Genomic DNA, 18,062 nt, shown 5'->3' with positions numbered 1-18,062 from the left:
TTATTGTGCCGTTAGAGTGTGAAATTATCTAAATCTGGGTGTGGTTCAAAATCACCAAGCCTTTCAAGCTCTGTATCTTGGCGCATTTGCTGATGCCAACGCGCTTCATCCCATATTTCAAATTTATTCATTAAACCAACTAGCATGATTTTTTTGCCAAGATCTGCATGGGCGCGCAACGAAGGCGCTAGCAAAATCCGGCCATTTTTATCAAGTTGATATTCAGTAGCATTACCCAGCAACATGCGCTGCATACGACGGGCTCGTGGGTTCATATTAGATATTTTTGCTAGGCGGCTTTCTATTTCTTGCCATTGTGCCAATGGATATAACCATAAACACGGCTCATTTAATGCGACGGTACAAATAACCGTTCCCTGATCTTCAGACAATAGATCGTCTCGGTACTTAGTGGGTACCGCAAAACGTCCTTTATCATCCAAACTCAGCGAACTTGCGCCACGAAACATAAAAAGCCTACTTTAAAATTGTTTTAATCAACACTTTTGATTAACCCGATCCATTTTGATCCACTATAAACCACTTTTTACCACAGTGCTCCAGTTTAGGGCTTGACAAGGCTTTTTGTCAAGTAATCAGGCTTCCTTTAACGCGTCTCAAAGCTAGAAAAAATAAGGCTTAGCGTAAAGCGATTGAATTAAGTGGGAAAAAATGGAATTCGTGGTGAGATTTTTCCTTATCATTTTAAGTAACCTTTCGTTTACACTTTTTGCTTACTGAATAACCAGTGAACAATTACAAATTTTAAGGCATGATTTAGCCATTTGTAAAATTTACTCAATTATATGGCAATTGTTACGACTCAAGTTAAAGCTGGCCAACCGTAAAACACATATATTAATATAAATCATGTAGTTAAAGTTATTTTAAAGTTGGTTTGATCATTGCAGCTATATACTTACCAATAAATTTTTTTAACTTTATTTTTATTAAGGATTGATTATGGCTACTGCAACAAATACTAAAACATCAACAACTACAGCGACTAAACCTGAAGTTAACGAAGCACCCTTTACAGAAAAAGCAACATCGGCTGCACACGACGCAGTAGATGCACTTTCTAGTAAAGCAGCCGTAGCAGAGAGCAGCGTAAGAAAAGGGGCAACTAGCTCTGCTGAAACACTGAGTGAAAAGCAACTCATTGCCCGTGAAAAACTAGGTGAATATACATCTAAAACACGCACCCTTGCAGCAGAGAACCCATTAGCAACAGCTGGAATTGCATTTGCCGCAGGTATGCTAGTAACTGCATTGTTTCGTCGTAAGTAAACAATGATGAATAATCCACAAACAACAGCGACCAAGGATGGTGACGCTCAAAATCAAACGGCCCAAGACGCGAGCCAAAAGGAAGATTGGCAAGATCATATTGCTAAGCTTTTATCCTATTCTGAGCAAATAAAGGATGACTACAAAACGCAAGGCAAACTTACCAAACAATTAGCAAAAGCTGAGTGGCATTTGTCGCTCAGATCACTTGCACTCATTACTATACTTTTGGGTTGTTTTGCCAGCGGTTTGATTTTGTTGTGGATTGTTTTATTGGGCGCAATTGGCTTTGGAGTTTATGAGTTATTTGCCTCTGTATGGCTAAGTATAGCAACCGCAACTTTACTACAAGTTATAGGCTTAATTTGGCTTTGGAAAAGTGCTATTTATTTAAGTAACAAAATTGGCTTTAGTAAAACATTACGTAGCTTAAAACAGTTATTTAACCTGAACTCTGGTTAAAAGATTTACTAACGTATTGAATCATAGCTATGTTTAAATTTATTTTTTCTAGCCAGAAACTTTCAGTGAAAACAAGACGAATTGACGCGTCAATAGCTGGCCTATTGCAAGTAAATTCAACGCAGTTAGCGCTTAAAGTAGCTGTTTGAGATAGATTTATTATCCAAAATTCAGGTTATTTAACCTTCAAGGAGATAACAATGCTGGTTAACTATTTAATTCAGTCGCCAAACAAAGCGGTGAATAATCTTAGTAAACAAATGGATTTACAAAGTGAATTAAAACGCCAACATCACATGGCGTTTAAGTACAGATTAAAACGCTTTGCGGTTACCAAAGTTGGTATTTCAAGCGCATTTTTAGCCGGTGCTGTTGTGCAGGCTAGTAGTACTAAATCTGGTTTAATCAAAAAATATGCTTGGCTAGCAAGATTATTAGCTTAATGGATAAAACCAGTGCCGCGCAATAAATAATAGCGCAACACTAATTGATAGCTTTAGCCTTTGTTAAGCGGCTTAATTGATCATTGATCATTGATCATAAATCGGCGATTCTAAATATTACCAAACTCACCGTTTTGATAATCACGAATAGCTTGCTGAATTTCAGCTTCAGTGGTCATCACAAATGGCCCCATGTGAGCAATTGGTTGTTGAAGCTCATCACCAGCTAAAATAAGCACACCTGCTCCTTGCTCTGTATATAAGTCAATGTCACTACCTGGTTCTAGTATTAACAGCTGTTTTGCTGCAATAACGTTACCTGCTTGCGTAGTTAACGAACCGGTATGAATATATAGCATCACTTTTTGCTGGCTCAGTGGTGGCAACTCAAAACGCTGTCCTGCAGGTAAAGTTACATCAGCTAAAGCGGCATTTGCAGCGAGCGTTTGTAGGCTTGATGTTAAAGCCTGATCGGCAAACTGCCATGTGCCTGCCAATGCTTTAAGTGTTACTCCATTATCATTGGTGGCAACTGGCGCAGGGTGCGCTGTTGTATCTTGGTAAATTGGTGCGCGCATTTTTTCTGCACTGGGCATATTGATCCATATCTGAAAACCATGTAACCCTTCATTGGCATCTGCCAATGGCATTTCACTATGCATTACCCCTTTACCTGTACTCATCCATTGTACATCGCCTGCTTTTATGGCCTTTTTATTACCCATTTGGTCACGGTGTTCAAAGCCACCTTTAATAATATAGGTAAAGGTTTCCATACCACGATGAGGATGCGCAGGAAAACCGCCAATGTAATCGTTTTTATTATCTGACTTTAGTTCGTCAATCATTAAAAAGGGATCTAGGTGCTTGCCATCAAAACCGGGAATTCTACTAATATTAACGCCATCACCATCTTGGGTTGCGTGCGCACTTAGTTGTTTAATTACTTTCATTTTATTGCTCCAATAAAGTAGATAACACTATTTAATCACACTGAAAATTTACGTATATATGTTTAATTCGTACCATTTATTCTTTTTAAACGAATTTTAGTTTTTATTCTAAAACATTACAGTTTGCTATAACCATTATTAAATGACTTGCTGTTAAAGTAGTTATTACAGCTGATTTTTGTTTAATAAGTAACACTTTAATCCTTATTATTTATATGGTTATTAAACAAAAAGTTAGCTACAATTATTTTTGGCGTAAATCTCTATTAAGGCATTATTATTTTTACCACTTCACTTAAAAATCAGCTGTACCGTTTGCTTATTTTATTTAGCATTCCTGGGGTCGCTGTGATCATTTTTACGTTATTACTAGAACGTAACTATTCAATTAAGCAAAGTGAGCTACAAGCAACCAATATTGCCAACCGTTTTTCATTACAACAAAAAAATATGCTTGATGATATTGAGCGTTTAGCGCGCTATATCGCACAACAAGAAAGCAAGCATGATGAGCTGCTAACCACCTGTCCTAACTATTTTGAGCTATTTAAGTCACTCTACAATAATGTTGCTAATATTGGCATGATTGACTTGCAGGGGAATGTTAGTTGCGTCACATCGGGGCAAGTAACAAATATAAATATTGCAGATAGAGATTATTTTAAAAATGCATTAAATAGCGACATGTTATCTGTAGGCTATTTTCAGCTAGATCGAAGTTTACAAACAACAACGGTGAATTTTGCGCTGTCGTTAAAAAATACCGCTGGGGTTACCAAAGGCGTTATTGTCATAGTAATTGCCTTAGATTGGTGGAATGCAGCAATAAATGAAATTAACTTACCTGATGGATCGTTAGTTGCCATTGTTGACTCTAACACTAATATTTTAGCTCACTACCCCAAAAACACTGCTTTAATAGGTAATAGTATTGCCCAAAATTATGTGGAGTCGATGCAGGCTGATTCTCATTTTATTACAGATGAGCAAGGTGTTACCCGTATTTTTTCTCGCTCAACTCTTTATAACGATCCACATAATAACAACTTAGATATTTATATTGGTTTACCCGTCACCGATGTTTTAGCACAAATAAATCATAACTTTATAATCTCTTTAACTGTATTTATAACCTTTTTATTACTGCTAACATTTATTGCCTACAAACTACTAAAAGTAAGTATTTTTACACCTATTAATAATCTAACTAAAGCAACCGACAGCTTAGCAAATGGCGTTATGCCATCTGAGCAAAATGACACTCCTAACAGCCCCGAACTCAAGGTTTTATATCAACGCTTTAAAATAATGGCTGAAACTCGCTTAGCTACTGAGGCTAACCTTAAAAATAAACACGATGAGTTAACCAGTTTATTAAGTGCACTGCCAGATAGTTACTTAAAGATTAATAACAAAGGTGATGTTTCTAATATTGGGGGCTCATTTAATATTCCTGATGTTACGCAATCGGTAAACAACTTAACTTTAGCTAGTTTTGTTACTGAGCGTAATGCACAGCTAATTCTCAATAACCTCCCTACTTCAACTTCAAATAACTCAAGTAACTTAGAGTTTACCTTGCAAAGCCAAACTGATATTAAAAACTTTGAAGCCAGAATAAACCCAATGCAAACTAACCATGAGTTTGTAGTAGTGCTACGCGATATAACCCAGCGCAAACAAAATGAAGAAGCCCTACACTTAGCGGCGCTTGTGTACGGTAACAGTAGTGAAGGAATGGCTATAACCGATGAAAATGGCATTATATTCGATGTTAACCCTGCTTTTAGTAAAACCACGCTTTTTTCTAAAGAAGAAGTAATTAATAAAACGATCAGTGTTTTGTCCTCTGGCAAGCACGATAAGACATTTTATCAGGCTCTGTGGGCAGAACTAACAAGCACGGGGCGTTGGCAGGGAGAAATTATTAATCGCCGTAAAAATGGTGAGCTTTACGTGGAATGGTTAACTATAGATACTGTGTATGATGACAATAACATGCCGGTTCGTCGTATAGCCATATTTACAGACTTAACAGAAAAAAAACAAGCCGATGCGCTTATTTGGAAACAAGCTCACTTTGATCACCTTACTGACTTACCGAATCGATTAGAGTTAAAAAAACGTTTAAATGAATGTTTTACGCGTGTAGAAAATAATGCCGAGCAACTGGTTATTATGTTGCTCGACATAGATCACTTTAAAGACGTTAACGACACTTTAGGGCACCATTATGGTGATGCTTTACTTAAATTTGTGTCGCAGCGTATTTTAGAGTCAGCAAAAAATGCCGAGTTTGTTGCCCGCATTGGCGGCGACGAATTTGTAATCGTATTTAGTAAAATTAAAGAACAGCATCTAAAGCAAATAGCTGAAAATATTTTACTTAGCTTGTCATCGGCTATTTATATTGAAAACGAAGAGTTGTTTATTAGTGCCAGTATAGGTATTGCCTCAGCCCCTAATGATGGCGAAAATACTGAGCAGATACTCAAAGCAGCCGATCAAGCAATGTATAAAGCAAAAGTTAATGGCCGTAATGGTTTTGAATTTTTCTCCCATGACATGCGCGAAAAAGCGCAAATGCGCATGCTGCTACTTAAAGAATTACGAACAGCAATAGAGCTTGAGCAGTTTGAATTGTTTTATCAACCTATCGTCTGCCTAAAAGACTTGCACGTACACAAAGCTGAAGGATTAATTCGTTGGCGTCACCCTGAAAAAGGCTTAATAAGCCCTGCTGACTTTATTCCGTTAGCTGAGGAAACCCGACAAATAAATATACTTGGGCAATTTGTTTTCTCCCAAGCATTACAAACACTCAATGATATAAAAGCACACATAACCAATGATTTTCAGCTGAGCGTTAATGTATCGCCAATACAGCTATCTACCCCAGATAGCGGGATAGATGAGTGGGGAGCTATGCTTAATGCAGCAAACCTGCCTGCATCATCAATTGTTGCTGAAATAACAGAAGGCTTAATGGTCAACCCTGAGGCTTTAACACAAAGCCGTTTAAAGGCACTGGTTCAGTCGGGAATGCAATTAGCCCTTGATGATTTTGGCACCGGTTACTCTTCTCTCGCTTACTTACAAGAAATGGATACCGACTACCTTAAAATAGATAAACGCTTTGTTGATAACATTAATAAAGGTAGCCAGGAGCTGGTATTGTGCGAAACCATTATCGTTATGGCGCATCAGTTAGGGTTAAAAGTAATTGCTGAAGGAATAGAAACCAAACAGCAAATGCAACTGTTACTTGAAGCTGGTTGCGACTATGGGCAGGGCTATTTATTTTCAAAACCCTTACCTAAAGAGCAGTTTATGAGCTTACTAACCACAAGCCAAATCATTGCACTAAAATAACCACAGCGTTAGGCACCAAACATTACCCAAGTACTCTATTATGAGTACTTGTAAAGTTACTTACCTATTAGGCTCTTTCACATCAAGATGATCGGCAACATAGGCTCCGCGCTCACCTCTTTTTTTATCTGGGCCTATTGTACTATCTATTGCAGTTTGTTGCTCTGAGGCAGCATTAATTGTCGCCCCTAAAATTACAATATAAGCACTAATATATAGCCACATCAGCATAATAACCACCCCACCTAACGAGCCATAAGTTTCGTTATAACTGGCAAATTTCGATACATAAAATGAAAAACCAATTGAAGCGACTATCCATAAAATTGTCGCAATAACAGATCCTAAGGTGATCCAACGCCATTTAGCAGGTTTACGATGCGGCGCGTAACGGTATAAAAGCACTAAGGCAAAGTTAAAAGTAAATGCTAATAATGGCCATGAAATAAACGTGATGAGTAAATCTATATTTTCTTTTAATCCCACTAAATTAAGTACTACCGGTAAAATACCAATAATTAACAGCGCAAAAATAGCCACTACAATAGCGCCAATCGAAAACAGAAAGCGTACAAGTTGTGCTTTAAAAAATGAGCGTTTTTCATATTCCTGATAACTTATATTACAGGCTGTAATTAATGCTTGGCTGCCCTTTGAACTACTCCAAATAGTTAATATTAATGTGCCAATTGCGCTCAAACTCAAGCTAGTACTTGAGCTTTGGGCGATACTGGCTATTTGCGACAAAATTAACTCTCCGGTACTCTCTGGTAGCAGCTCAATTACCTGACTTAAATGCGCCCCTATATCTGTAGGTGATGCAAAATAGGCATAAATAGATACAAGTGCAGCAAGCGCTGGAAAAATAGCCAGTAACGCATAAAATGCCACGCCAGCGGCCACTAACGATAAATTATCACGACTCATTTGAGTAAAAATACGCTTAGTAATATCCCACCAACCAAGCAACGGAATATTTACTGGTTGCTGTGCATCTTGACCACGTTTTACATCGCTCATTTTAACTCCTTTGTTATATAGCAGTAAGAGAGCAAAATGTTTGCCAACACCAATGCGCTTGGTATTAAACTTGCTATTATTGTTTATAAAGATGATTTAACACGGATAACCCCCATGCTCAGTGCTTTAAATAACATTATAACTGCAGTTAATGCAGCCCCTGCTACTCCAAGCATTAAAGCCGATGTATTGTCGTGGGCGTTTTTGCAAGAGCAAAGCATGCAATTCCTACATGTAGTAGTGCAAACCTTACCCACCCTATTTTTAGGGATTATTATAGTTGTAATAAGTTACATCCTTGCCAGGCCGTTATCACGCCTATTAATTAAACCTATTGAATATTTAACCGATAGTGCACTTATTCATCTGGTTATAAGGCGAAGTATAAGTATTTTAATCCTACTATTGGGTATTTACTTGTTTTTACGTTTAGCTGGGCTGACACAGTTTGCCGTAGCTATAATGAGTGGCACAGGTTTGATAGGGCTTATTCTCGGTTTTGCATTTAGAGATATTGCCGAAAATTTTATAGCTAGTTTATTATTAAGCATACAACGCCCTTTTAAAATAGATGATGTAATTGAGGTAGAAGGCCGCCTCGGCATAGTTAAAAAAGTAACCGCTCGCGCAACCACTTTAGTTGACTACGACGGTAACCATATTCAAATACCTAATGCCACTGTGTACAAAAATATTATTAAAAACCTCACTGCCAACCCTAAAATGCGCGGCAAAGTAGAAATAGGCATAGGGTATGATAACGATATACGCAGCGCACAAACCCTAGCCCTCACAATTGCAAACCAACAAAACGCAGTATTAACCGATCCACCTGCGCAGGTATTAATTAAAAACCTAGGCTCATCAACAATTAACTTTACGTTATTTTTTTGGGTTAATAGCGAGCAGTTCAGTACCGCTAAAGTGGCCTCACAGCTAATGCGAGAATTAGTAAACGAATTTACTAGTCATAACATCAGCATGCCAGACGATGCCAGAGAACGCATTATACTTAGCGATCCTAACCTTGAAGCTGTAACCCCAGAAAAAAGTGAGCCTATAGCGCCAACTAAAAAAGTATCAGAAACACAAGCTCAAGCCAAAAACTTAGATGACGTAAGTAGCGACACCGATGAAATACGCGAGCAAGCAGATCAATCCCGCGATCCCGAGCAAGGTAAAAATATTATCTAGTTAAAAATCAGGGAGCTAGTTTTATAAGGTCGTATCAGGTTATATCGAGCCTACTTTTATTTTAGACACAAAAAAGCCCGCAGTTTGCACTGCGGGCTTTTTATTGAATGAGTGAGTTAGCCGTATAAGCCGGGTTCTGTCCTTTCCGAAGAAAGTGATAATCATTCGTCTAGGCCATAAATCGCTCTATGGCTCAAGCAACCTACCCGGTTCTGACGTGGGCCACGCGTTCATTATTTAAAATGATAGAACCCTATTTGGTCTTGCTCCGAGTGGAGTTTACCTTGCAACCGACTATTACTAGCGGCCCGGTGCGCTCTTACCGCACCCTTTCACCCTTACCAATCCGAAGATTGGCGGTCTTCTCTCTGCTGCACTTGTCGTGGGCTCGCGCCCCCCAGCCGTTAACTGGCACTCTGCCCTATGGAGCCCGGACTTTCCTCCCCCTGATCATTTTCGTCACAGGCAGCGATTATCTTGGCTAACTCGGCGCGGATTATACCTGAGGATAATGCCAAGCGCAGTAAAGATTTACCCTTTTTCGTCAATTATTGTTTTATACAGCGCATTTTTTTTCATACCAAAGTAATCGGCTACAATACCGCAGGCTTTTTTCATTGGCATTTCGCTTTCAAGCAGCGCTAGCATTTTACGCGCTTCAGGCGGTACGTCGTCTATTAGCTTAGGTTTACCCGGCAACATGAGTACTATTTCGCCGCGCTGCTTGGTAGGATCGTTAGTTAAAAATGCTTTTAACTCACTCACACTGCCATTAAAAAATGTTTCAAAGGTTTTAGTCAGCTCTTTAGCAAACACCACTTGCTGATCATCGCCAAGTGCCTCGGCTAAGTCATCAAGGCTTGCCATAATACGATGGGTACTTTCATACATTATGCTAGTAATGCCAGAATTAACTGCATCAATAAAAAATTCTTGGCGTGCTTTACTTTTTGCTGGTGTAAAACCAACAAATTGAAAGCGATCAGTTGGTAAGCCAGAACAGCATACAGCGGTTATTGCAGCGCATGCTCCAGGAATGGGTGTAACATGTGCGCCTTGCTCGCGGCATAAATTAACCACCGCATAGCCAGGATCGCTGATCAAAGGTGTGCCTGCGTCTGATACTAAGGCTATATTTAAGCCTTGATTGAGTTGGTCGATAATTTGTTGTGCTTTTTGCTTTTCGTTATGATCGTGTAAAGCAAAGGTTTTAGCCTTGATACCAAAGTGGCTAAGTAGCTTGCCAGTATGGCGTGTGTCTTCAGCAGCGATTAAGTCAACTTGCGATAATGTCGCGATTGCACGCTGACTTAAGTCGTCATAATTGCCAATTGGGGTGGCTACAATGTAAAGAGTGCCAATTTTCTGTGAATTCTCCTCATTTAACATTGAGGTCTCCTGCGTCAGTCAGTAATATAAGCAAATCGCGTTAACGTATTGGGAAATCATTGTGCGACTTAAACTAGTTAGTCTATTAATTATATTGTCAGGGTTATCGGCGTGTAGCACAACCGAAAAACCAACTAAAAACAGTGATAACTTCAGTAACAGTGCCAATGCACTAAAAAACCAAGCTAATAGTGCGTTATCTATCTACCAATTGGCGCAAAACCGCCAAGGTGCCGATAAAATACAGCTACTTTATAGTGCCCGCGATGCTGCAGTGAATGAGCAAAGTTGGTCGTTATTAGAAAAGGTATGCGGTGAGTTAGAATTAACCCCAAGTGTTGATCAGATTCAAAATCGTCTTTATATTGCGTTTGCGCAAAAGCAGCAAAATAAAAACGCTCAAGCGTTAGTTATTTTGCAGTCTTTAGATGGTCAACTTAAACAGCCTGAACATTTTGCCTGGCATCAATTTTTAACCGCCAGTGTGTATGCATCGCAAGACTTTGCGAAACGCGCAGCCCCTTACTTTTTTGCAGCGTCTGAGTCTGCTACTAAAAACAATATTGATATTGCACAGCTAAACCAAAACTTATGGGATAACTTAAAAAAGCTTTCCTCTTATACACTTGAACGCTTTAACAGAGGGTCGGTTATTCAACAAGGTTGGGTTAACCTTGCTTTGTACCATCAAGTTTATGCTGGCAGTGCCGTTGAACTTGACCAAGCTATTAATAATTGGTTGAGACGCTACCCCGGGCACCCTGCTAAAGTAGTTTTATCTAAACAAGATGAGTTAGTGAATGACTTAACGCCTGTAATAATAGAGCGTTTAGTTGTACTACTGCCGCAATCTGGTGCTAATGAACGCTTAGGTGATGCACTTAAAGCCGGCGTGCTCGCAGCACTTGATCAGCAAAGCATTAATGAAACCATTTTTATTGATGAAAACAGTGATGTTGATGAAATTACGGCTAAAATAGCGCAAATAAAACCCGACTTTGTTGTTGGTCCACTGTTAAAAGCGAATATAGATAAACTTGCTAATGCGCAAGTGCTTATAGACATACCTACTATGCATTTAAATACCTTTGATGGTGAGCGGCTTTCGTTACAGCACTACTTTTTTGCCCTTAATCCCGAGCATGAAGTACAACAAGCATTAGAGCACTTTTTAGCTCAGGGCTACCAAAAGCCTATGTTACTTGCGCCTAATAATGCAAACGGGCAGCGTTTGGTTGATTACTTTAACCTGCAGTGGCAACGCTATAGCGAAACCAAACCACAAATTGGCTTTTATAACAGTAATCAAGACATGCCTGATACGATTACCAGCTTACTTGAAGTTGATAAAAGTAAAGAGCGGATCAAAACCGTTAAAACTTTATTTAAGCAAGAAGTCGAAAACGAAACACGCTCGCGCAGCGATATAGACGCTATTTATATTTTAGGCGATGCAATAGAAACCCGTTTAATAAAGCCGTATTTAGACGTTAATGTAAGTACATTTGCTGATAGGATCCCGCTTTATGCTAGTTCTAAAAGCCATAGTAGCCAAATTGATCGTACCGATAAAGGCGACTTAGATGGCTTATACTTTACCGAACTTCCTTGGATGTTAAAGTCGCAAATTAAACAGCATAATCTTCGCCAGCAATACGAAACATTGTGGCCAGAGCACGCCGATATAAGCCAGCGTTTATTTGCTATGGCCTACGATGCAGTAACTATATTGCATGACATTAAACAACTAAGTCTTTCCCCTGGGAATCAGTTTAGCGGTTTAAGTGGTAAGCTCTCGGTTAATACCAGCGGGCATATTGAACGCACATTAGACTGGGCACAATATACCAATCGTCGGATTAAGGCTGTGCAACTAAAAACACAACGCCCAGTGCCATTATTTATGCAATCAGCCAGTGACTTATACATTACCGAATAACTAAGGGGGCGACATGTCTTGGTTTAAACAGCTGTGGCAAAACAGTCGTGAAAAAGGCCAGTATTATGAGCTCCAGGCACAAAAGTATTTAGTTTCTCAAGGGTTAACAGCAATTGAGCGTAACTATTACTGCCCCTTTGGCGAACTTGATGTAATTATGAAAGACGGTAACACTTTGGTTTTTGTGGAAGTTAAGTTTCGTAAAAACCACGCTCGCGGCGGCGCTAATTACGCATTAAGTATACAAAAACAAGCACGCTTAAAACGCAGTATTTATCATTACTTAGCCGCTAAAAACCTAACAAATCAGCCGTTAAGAATCGATTATGTAGCAATCACTGGAGAGCCGTCTATGCATATTAACTGGCTCAAAAACGTATTTTAAAAACAAAGAACTAGGTATAAATTGTTGGTATTCTATGCAAGACACAATTAAAGAAATTTTTACAGAAAGCATTCAGGTACAAATAGCAGCGGGTGAGGTATTACCCAGTGCATTAGAGTCAGCCGCTTTTACCATTGCTCAAAGCCTGATCAACGGCAATAAGCTTATTTGTTGCGGTACAGCTAACTGCCATATGCTTGCTCAACACATGGCAGGTGTTTTAGTTAATCATTATGAAACCGAGCGCCCTTGCCTGCCAGCTATTGCGTTATCGCAAGAGAGTATTAACTTAGGGCAAAGTACTCAGGTTGACGATTACGACACGTTTGCTCGTCAAGTACGTGCCTTTGCTCAACAAGGTGACTTACTGCTGGCACTGGCTATTAATGGTAATGAAAAACAAATTATTTCAGCGGTAGAGGCGGCACTAACTAAGGATATGAAGGTCATAGTTATGGTTGGTGATGACGGCGGTGAGCTAGTTGGTTTACTTGGCCCTAATGATGTTGAGATTAGAACGCCTTCTAAACGCCCAAGCCGTATTATTGAGTCGCATTTAGTTAACTTACATTGTTTAAGTGAACTGGTTGATTTAACGCTTTTCCCGCAGGATGAAAATTATGTTTAAACGCTCCCTTATTATTTTAGGCACGGTTGTATTACTGCAAGGGTGTGCAGCCGCAGTGGTTGCTGGTACTGCTAGTGCAATAACAGCTGCAAACGATCGTCGCACAATTGGCTCTCAGATCGATGACAGCAATATTGAAATAAAAGCTAGCATTGCAATTAGTGAAGTAGATCGCTTGCATAAATTTGCTCATATTAGCGCTGTAAGCGTTAATGGCATTGTTTTATTAGTTGGCCAAGTTGCCAATGAAGAAATGAAAAACGAAGCTAATAGAGCCATTGAGAGTGTTGCTGGCATTCGAAAAATACATAACCAAATTCGTATTGGTTCAAATATTGGGGTGACTACCCAAACTCATGACTCTTGGTTAACCTCAAAAGTAAAAGCACAGCTATTAACCGCTAAAAATATTAGTAGTAATAATATTAAAGTAGTGACTGAAAATGCCGAAGTATTTTTGATGGGTTTAGTTTCTGACGCAGAAGCAGAGCAAGCAGTAAATATTGCGCGTAATGTATCGGGTGTTGAGCGCGTAATTAAAGTATTTGAATATTTGTAAAGATAGCTGGTTCGATGAATATAAAAGCCTTGTAGTTAACACTGCAAGGTTTTTTATACCGGTGGGAAAACCCGCCGTTACAACAATCAACCTTAACCCACTTCTCGCAGCCCACTCCCGCAAACTTTAAGGCATAAAGCCTTAAGCGAAACTTTGTGCTTGGCTTAATCTTTACCTAATACCTAAAACCTTTTACTTTTATACAGACATAAAAAAACCGCTTATTAGCGGTTTTTCTTTTACCATTAACAAATTATAAAATGTATTATTTTATAACACGTAAATGCGAACCTTTTTTCTTTTCAGGCTTTTCTGGTGGTGTTTCGTCAACATAATTTGCTGATGAATCAACACTTTCAAAATCTGGAGCAAAATCGTCTTCGTCCTCTAAAAACTCATCTGCTGTAAAGACCGTACCCTCGCCATTTTCACGCGCGTATATTGCAAGTACAGCCCTTAAAGGCACATACACTTGCATTGGCTGACCACCAAACCGCGCGCTAAAGCTAAGTTGCTCATTATCTAACGAAAACTGGGTTACCGCTGAAGGACTTATGTTTAATACAATTTGTCCATCTTGCACAAACTGTGTTGGCACTTGTACTGCAGGGTAATCAGCGTCAACCACTAAATGTGGCGTGCATTCGTTATCAACAATCCAATCAAAAAAAGCGCGTAATAAATAAGGACGATTAGGCGTCATTATAAACGGATCTCACGCTCAGTTTCAGTTAAAGAAGCTTGGAATGATTCACGCTCAAATAAGCGGATCATATACTCTTTAAGCTCTTTAGAACCTGCACCGTTAAGCTCAATACCAAATTCAGGTAAACGCCATAATAGTGGAGCAAGATAACAATCTACTAAGCTAAACTCTTCACTCATAAAGTAAGGTGCTTCGCTAAAGATTGCTGCAACCGCAAGCAATGCTTCTGTTAGCTCTTTACGAGCTTGAGCAGCATCTGGTGCGTTGTTAGTGATTTTGTCAGCTAGGCTGTACCAATCAGTATCAATACGGTGCATCATTAAACGGCTACGGCCACGCATTACCGGGTAAACAGGCATTAGTGGAGGATGAGGGAAACGTTCATCAAGGTATTCCATGATGATATTTGCCTGATATAAACCAAGCTCACGGTCAATCAGTGTTGGCACTGTACCGTAAGGGTTAATTTCGTGAAGTGCCTCTGGCAGGTTATCTTTTTCAGCCAAATGAATATCTACACTTACACCTTTTTCAGCAAGTACAATGCGTACTTGGTGGCTATACATACAGTTAGCACCAGAAAAAAGGGTCATTACAGGGCGCTTATTGGCAGCTACGGCCATGCCTACCTCCATTAAATAACTAAAACAGCAATAGGGGCTTAAGCCCCTATTGCAAAATTACCTTTAAACATGTTCAAACTTAATGAACATCTCTCCAGTATTCTTTCTTAAGCATAAATGCCAAGATAAATAGGATGAATAAAAATCCAATTACCTTAATACCTATTGCTTCTGACTCAAGACGTGAAGGTTCACCCACGTACTCAAGGAAGTTGGTTAAATCGCGAGCAGCTTGGTCGTATTCATCTACACTTAATTCACCTGAGCCATCAGTTTCAGTAGCAATAATTCTGGTCACAGTATGACCATTCACTTCTACTTCTTCTGTAATAGCTGTTGGTAAGCCTTGTAGTTCTTGCAGAACATGCGGCATACCTACAGATGGAAACAATGTATTGTTTACGCCAAATGGACGTGACTCATCTTTGTAGAACGATTTTAAATACGTATATATCCAATCAGAACCACGAACACGTGCAACGTTAGTTAAATCTGGTGGCGCAGCACCAAACCACTTTTCAGCATCTTCTTTCGCCATCGCATTGGTAATATGGCTACCTACTTTTGAACCGTCAAAAATTAACTGTTCTGCGCCAATTTCCGTTGGAATACCGATATCACGAAAAGTACGTTCATAACGCTGGTATTGCATTTGATGACAAGCAACACAATAGTTCATGAACAATTTAGCACCGCGTTGCAACGAAGGCTGATCTGTTAGGTCATTACCAGCATCTAATAATGCCACTGAAGGACCTGCAGCCATTGCCGGCAACACATTAATTGATAAAGCAAATAAACCAATAAGTAGCTTTTTCATCATTTCAGTAACCTCTCAGGCAATGGCTTAGTTTTTTCATTCTTACTGTATACAAATAACAGTACGAAGAACATAAAGTAAGTCACAGTACATATCTGCGAAACAATTGTTTTCATGTCAGTTTGTGGTGTTGCACCAACCCAACCTAAAAGAACAAAAGTAACAACAAAGCCTGCAATGTTCCATTTGTGGAAACCACAACGGTAACGAACTGAGCGAACTGAACCACGATCTATCCAAGGTAATAACGCAAGCACTACAATAGATGCACCCATTGCTGCAACACCCATTAACTTATCAGGGATCGCACGTAAGATTGCATAAAATGGCGTAAAGTACCAAACTGGAAAAATATGCTCTGGTGTTTTCAGCGGGTTAGCCGCTTCAAAGTTTGGCGCTTCTAAAAAGAAACCACCCATGGCTGGCATAAAGAACACCACCCAACAGAACAATATTAAGAAACCAACCACACCCACAATATCTTTTACTGTGTAATAAGGGTGGAACGGGATCGCATCAAGAATATCTTTTTTATCAGTATAATATTCATGGAACTTAAACTTAGGTTTATCTTCTTCAGCTACCGTACCTTTTTTACGCTTGTTATCTACGCCTTCAGGGTTATTTGACCCTACTTCATGTAGTGCAACTATGTGTAAAAATACTAAAATCACGATAACTAATGGTAAAGCAATAACATGCAATGCAAAGAAGCGGTTAAGCGTTGCACCCGATATTACGTAATCACCACGGATCCAAAGTGTTAAATCATCACCTATAACCGGAATTGCTCCAAATAGTGAAATGATTACCTGTGCACCCCAAAATGACATTTGCCCCCATGGTAATAAGTACCCCATGAATGCTTCGGCCATTAGCGCTAAGAAAATAAACATACCAAATACCCACAGTAATTCCCGTGGTTTTTGATAAGAACCGTAGATCATGCCACGGAACATATGTAAATATACAACGATGAAAAACGCTGATGCACCGGTTGAGTGTAAATAACGTAATAACCAGCCATAATCAACATCACGCATGATGTATTCAACTGATGCAAACGCCCCCTCAGCAGAAGGTACATAGTTCATAGTTAACCAAATTCCTGTAAGAATTTGGTTAACTAGTACTAACATAGCTAGTGAGCCAAAGAAGTACCAAAAGTTAAAGTTTTTAGGTGCTGGGTACTGTGCAATATGCATGTTCCAGACACGTGTCAATGGTATACGGTCGTCTAGCCAACCAATAATCTTACCAAACATTAGGCCACTCCTTGTTCTTCGCCCACTAATATAGTGGTTTCATCAAGAAAAGTGTATGGTGGTATTTCTAGGTTTAATGGTGCAGGTACCGATTGGAATACACGGCCAGCCATATCAAACTTAGAACCATGACATGGACAGTAAAAACCGTCGTCAGTCCCTTCCACTTTTTCACCAAAGCCACCTTGTAAAAAGCTAGGTGAACATCCTAAATGAGTACAAATACCTACAGCCAAAAATATTTCTGGACGCAATGAACGGTAATCATTTGTTGATGATTCTAATTGTTGTGGCTCTTGCGAATGCGGGTCACGAAGTTGATCTTCATGTCCTTTCATTTGCTCAAGCATTTTTGGGGTCCGTGATACAACCCATACAGGTTTACCACGCCACTCGACACGTATTAATTGTCCTGGCTCAAGTTTGCTTATGTCTACTTCTACAGGCGCACCCGCAGATTTAGCTCGCTCACTTGGATTCCAAGACGCAATAAAAGGAACAGCAGCCCCAGCCGCACCAACACCACCAACAACAGAGGTAGCTATGGTTAAAAAGCGACGTCGGCCATTGTCTACAGGCGCATTGCTCATCCACTTATCTCCACTATGATTCTCAACACTTGCTATATTGAGAACATCAGTTACAGCAGGTTAATTTTTTTGAATTATAAAATAGAAACGATCATATTTAAATCCTTGTTTAAAACAAGGTTACTCACAGCCCCATGCTCGAATAATCCTGACTTGCTCAAAAAATAGATTAAGTTAGCTCGAGTATGAAGCCGAATGACTATCATATCGCTTCTGTAAAAATAATATACTGACTCAGGTCAACCTCACCAAAACAAGCAGTAACAACTGCATTTGCTAGGGCTAAACCTGCTCACATTATTTGCCAGCCAATTGTAGCAAAAAAATTCACCAATTAACTGATGGATTTAAACTAATTACGATAATTATTTAACTTTTTTAGTATTCACTGAGTGTTTTTTTACTTTTGCTCATTAAACACGCT

Annotated in this window: 18 protein-coding genes and 1 other RNA gene; 9 read left to right on the top strand and 10 right to left on the bottom strand. The window is 39.4% G+C overall.

Translation table 11 applies throughout. The features are described 5' to 3' along the window. Positions 1–11 precede the first annotated feature (11 nt). Positions 12–470, bottom strand: a complete 459-nt coding sequence (gene mraZ, locus H5079_RS09045; RefSeq protein ID WP_011329161.1) for a division/cell wall cluster transcriptional repressor MraZ — start codon at positions 468–470, stop codon at positions 12–14. A 493-nt stretch (positions 471–963) separates the two neighbouring features. On the opposite strand from mraZ, the gene H5079_RS09040 reads away from it, so the two are divergent. The 3 genes from H5079_RS09040 (at position 964) to H5079_RS09030 (ending at position 2,195) form a co-directional block, all read left to right on the top strand. Next, positions 964–1,290 carry a hypothetical protein gene (locus H5079_RS09040; RefSeq protein WP_011329162.1) on the top strand — a complete coding sequence of 109 codons (327 nt, stop codon included), beginning with the start codon at positions 964–966 and terminating at the stop codon, positions 1,288–1,290. Between the two features lie 6 nt (positions 1,291–1,296). Beyond that, the gene (locus tag H5079_RS09035) at positions 1,297–1,752 is read left to right on the top strand and encodes a hypothetical protein (RefSeq protein ID WP_182683955.1); all 456 of its coding nucleotides are present in this window, start codon (positions 1,297–1,299) and stop codon (positions 1,750–1,752) included. A 200-nt stretch (positions 1,753–1,952) separates the two neighbouring features. Further along, positions 1,953–2,195 carry a hypothetical protein gene (locus H5079_RS09030; RefSeq protein ID WP_011329164.1) on the top strand — a complete coding sequence of 81 codons (243 nt, stop codon included), beginning with the start codon at positions 1,953–1,955 and terminating at the stop codon, positions 2,193–2,195. A gap of 110 nt (positions 2,196–2,305) precedes the next feature. On the opposite strand, the gene H5079_RS09025 is transcribed toward H5079_RS09030, so the two are convergent. Continuing rightward, complete coding sequence (locus H5079_RS09025) at positions 2,306–3,148, bottom strand: pirin family protein (protein WP_086993251.1); 843 nt, start codon at positions 3,146–3,148, stop codon at positions 2,306–2,308. 348 nt (positions 3,149–3,496) lie between these two features. On the opposite strand from H5079_RS09025, the gene H5079_RS09020 reads away from it, so the two are divergent. Then, positions 3,497–6,520 carry an EAL domain-containing protein gene (locus H5079_RS09020; RefSeq protein WP_310736335.1) on the top strand — a complete coding sequence of 1,008 codons (3,024 nt, stop codon included), beginning with the start codon at positions 3,497–3,499 and terminating at the stop codon, positions 6,518–6,520. Positions 6,521–6,580: 60 nt separating this feature from the next. Here H5079_RS09020 and H5079_RS09015 read toward each other — a convergent pair whose 3' ends face one another. Then, on the bottom strand, positions 6,581–7,540 hold the full coding sequence (locus tag H5079_RS09015) for a YihY/virulence factor BrkB family protein (RefSeq protein WP_182683928.1): 960 nt from the start codon (positions 7,538–7,540) through the stop codon (positions 6,581–6,583). A 114-nt stretch (positions 7,541–7,654) separates the two neighbouring features. Between H5079_RS09015 and H5079_RS09010 the strand changes: the two genes are divergently transcribed. After that, the gene (locus H5079_RS09010) at positions 7,655–8,734 is read left to right on the top strand and encodes a mechanosensitive ion channel family protein (protein ID WP_011329168.1); all 1,080 of its coding nucleotides are present in this window, start codon (positions 7,655–7,657) and stop codon (positions 8,732–8,734) included. Positions 8,735–8,843: 109 nt separating this feature from the next. Here the strand turns inward: H5079_RS09010 and rnpB are convergent. Further along, positions 8,844–9,222, bottom strand: an RNA gene (rnpB, locus tag H5079_RS09005) — RNase P RNA component class A. 43 nt (positions 9,223–9,265) lie between these two features. Then, positions 9,266–10,123 carry a 16S rRNA (cytidine(1402)-2'-O)-methyltransferase gene (gene rsmI, locus H5079_RS09000; protein WP_086995415.1) on the bottom strand — a complete coding sequence of 286 codons (858 nt, stop codon included), beginning with the start codon at positions 10,121–10,123 and terminating at the stop codon, positions 9,266–9,268. Between the two features lie 61 nt (positions 10,124–10,184). On the opposite strand from rsmI, the gene H5079_RS08995 reads away from it, so the two are divergent. Genes H5079_RS08995 through dolP form a run of 4 tightly spaced genes read left to right on the top strand, consistent with a single transcriptional unit; the run spans position 10,185 to position 13,634 of the window. Next, on the top strand, positions 10,185–12,062 hold the full coding sequence (locus H5079_RS08995) for a penicillin-binding protein activator (protein WP_182683927.1): 1,878 nt from the start codon (positions 10,185–10,187) through the stop codon (positions 12,060–12,062). Between the two features lie 13 nt (positions 12,063–12,075). Further along, positions 12,076–12,447, top strand: coding sequence for a YraN family protein (locus tag H5079_RS08990; protein WP_011329171.1), 372 nt, complete (start codon positions 12,076–12,078; stop codon positions 12,445–12,447). 34 nt (positions 12,448–12,481) lie between these two features. Continuing rightward, complete coding sequence (locus H5079_RS08985; protein ID WP_011329172.1) at positions 12,482–13,075, top strand: SIS domain-containing protein; 594 nt, start codon at positions 12,482–12,484, stop codon at positions 13,073–13,075. Beyond that, positions 13,068–13,634 carry a division/outer membrane stress-associated lipid-binding lipoprotein gene (gene dolP / locus H5079_RS08980; RefSeq protein WP_011329173.1) on the top strand — a complete coding sequence of 189 codons (567 nt, stop codon included), beginning with the start codon at positions 13,068–13,070 and terminating at the stop codon, positions 13,632–13,634. Before H5079_RS08985 ends, dolP begins: the two co-directional genes overlap by 8 nt. Positions 13,635–13,899: 265 nt before the next feature. On the opposite strand, the gene H5079_RS08975 is transcribed toward dolP, so the two are convergent. The 5 genes from H5079_RS08975 to petA form a co-directional block, all read right to left on the bottom strand. Next, the gene (locus H5079_RS08975) at positions 13,900–14,337 is read right to left on the bottom strand and encodes a ClpXP protease specificity-enhancing factor (RefSeq protein WP_011329174.1); all 438 of its coding nucleotides are present in this window, start codon (positions 14,335–14,337) and stop codon (positions 13,900–13,902) included. Next, positions 14,337–14,963: a stringent starvation protein SspA gene (sspA, locus tag H5079_RS08970; protein ID WP_011329175.1), complete on the bottom strand. Its 627-nt coding sequence runs from the start codon at positions 14,961–14,963 to the stop codon at positions 14,337–14,339. The genes H5079_RS08975 and sspA overlap by 1 nt, the downstream gene beginning before the upstream one ends. Positions 14,964–15,042: 79 nt before the next feature. Next, a complete protein-coding gene (locus H5079_RS08965; RefSeq protein WP_011329176.1) occupies positions 15,043–15,786 on the bottom strand; it encodes a cytochrome c1 in 744 nt (247 codons plus the stop codon). Further along, the gene (locus tag H5079_RS08960) at positions 15,783–17,048 is read right to left on the bottom strand and encodes a cytochrome b N-terminal domain-containing protein (RefSeq protein ID WP_011329177.1); all 1,266 of its coding nucleotides are present in this window, start codon (positions 17,046–17,048) and stop codon (positions 15,783–15,785) included. Before H5079_RS08960 ends, H5079_RS08965 begins: the two co-directional genes overlap by 4 nt. After that, positions 17,048–17,638 carry a ubiquinol-cytochrome c reductase iron-sulfur subunit gene (petA, locus tag H5079_RS08955; RefSeq protein ID WP_011329178.1) on the bottom strand — a complete coding sequence of 197 codons (591 nt, stop codon included), beginning with the start codon at positions 17,636–17,638 and terminating at the stop codon, positions 17,048–17,050. The genes H5079_RS08960 and petA overlap by 1 nt, the downstream gene beginning before the upstream one ends. Positions 17,639–18,062: the final 424 nt, after the last annotated feature.

It is taken from the genome of Pseudoalteromonas sp. SG44-5 (genome assembly GCF_014164175.1).
Classification (GTDB): domain Bacteria; phylum Pseudomonadota; class Gammaproteobacteria; order Enterobacterales; family Alteromonadaceae; genus Pseudoalteromonas; species Pseudoalteromonas nigrifaciens.
This window is presented reverse-complemented; position numbering and strand designations above follow the sequence as displayed.

Bases quoted from the DNA above. Each gene is read 5' to 3' on its own strand.
- H5079_RS08985 (WP_011329172.1), top strand. From the start codon at position 12,482: ATGCAAGACACAATTAAAGAAATTTTTACAGAAAGCATTCAGGTACAA.
- dolP (WP_011329173.1), top strand. From the start codon at position 13,068: ATGTTTAAACGCTCCCTTATTATTTTAGGCACGGTTGTATTACTGCAA.
- rsmI (WP_086995415.1), bottom strand. From the start codon at position 10,123: ATGTTAAATGAGGAGAATTCACAGAAAATTGGCACTCTTTACATTGTA.
- H5079_RS09035 (WP_182683955.1), top strand. From the start codon at position 1,297: ATGAATAATCCACAAACAACAGCGACCAAGGATGGTGACGCTCAAAAT.
- H5079_RS09025 (WP_086993251.1), bottom strand. From the start codon at position 3,148: ATGAAAGTAATTAAACAACTAAGTGCGCACGCAACCCAAGATGGTGAT.
- petA (WP_011329178.1), bottom strand. From the start codon at position 17,638: ATGAGCAATGCGCCTGTAGACAATGGCCGACGTCGCTTTTTAACCATA.
- sspA (WP_011329175.1), bottom strand. From the start codon at position 14,963: ATGGCCGTAGCTGCCAATAAGCGCCCTGTAATGACCCTTTTTTCTGGT.
- H5079_RS09015 (WP_182683928.1), bottom strand. From the start codon at position 7,540: ATGAGCGATGTAAAACGTGGTCAAGATGCACAGCAACCAGTAAATATT.
- H5079_RS09010 (WP_011329168.1), top strand. From the start codon at position 7,655: ATGCTCAGTGCTTTAAATAACATTATAACTGCAGTTAATGCAGCCCCT.
- mraZ (WP_011329161.1), bottom strand. From the start codon at position 470: ATGTTTCGTGGCGCAAGTTCGCTGAGTTTGGATGATAAAGGACGTTTT.
- H5079_RS08990 (WP_011329171.1), top strand. From the start codon at position 12,076: ATGTCTTGGTTTAAACAGCTGTGGCAAAACAGTCGTGAAAAAGGCCAG.
- H5079_RS08965 (WP_011329176.1), bottom strand. From the start codon at position 15,786: ATGATGAAAAAGCTACTTATTGGTTTATTTGCTTTATCAATTAATGTG.
- H5079_RS08960 (WP_011329177.1), bottom strand. From the start codon at position 17,048: ATGTTTGGTAAGATTATTGGTTGGCTAGACGACCGTATACCATTGACA.
- H5079_RS08975 (WP_011329174.1), bottom strand. From the start codon at position 14,337: ATGACGCCTAATCGTCCTTATTTATTACGCGCTTTTTTTGATTGGATT.
- H5079_RS09040 (WP_011329162.1), top strand. From the start codon at position 964: ATGGCTACTGCAACAAATACTAAAACATCAACAACTACAGCGACTAAA.
- H5079_RS09030 (WP_011329164.1), top strand. From the start codon at position 1,953: ATGCTGGTTAACTATTTAATTCAGTCGCCAAACAAAGCGGTGAATAAT.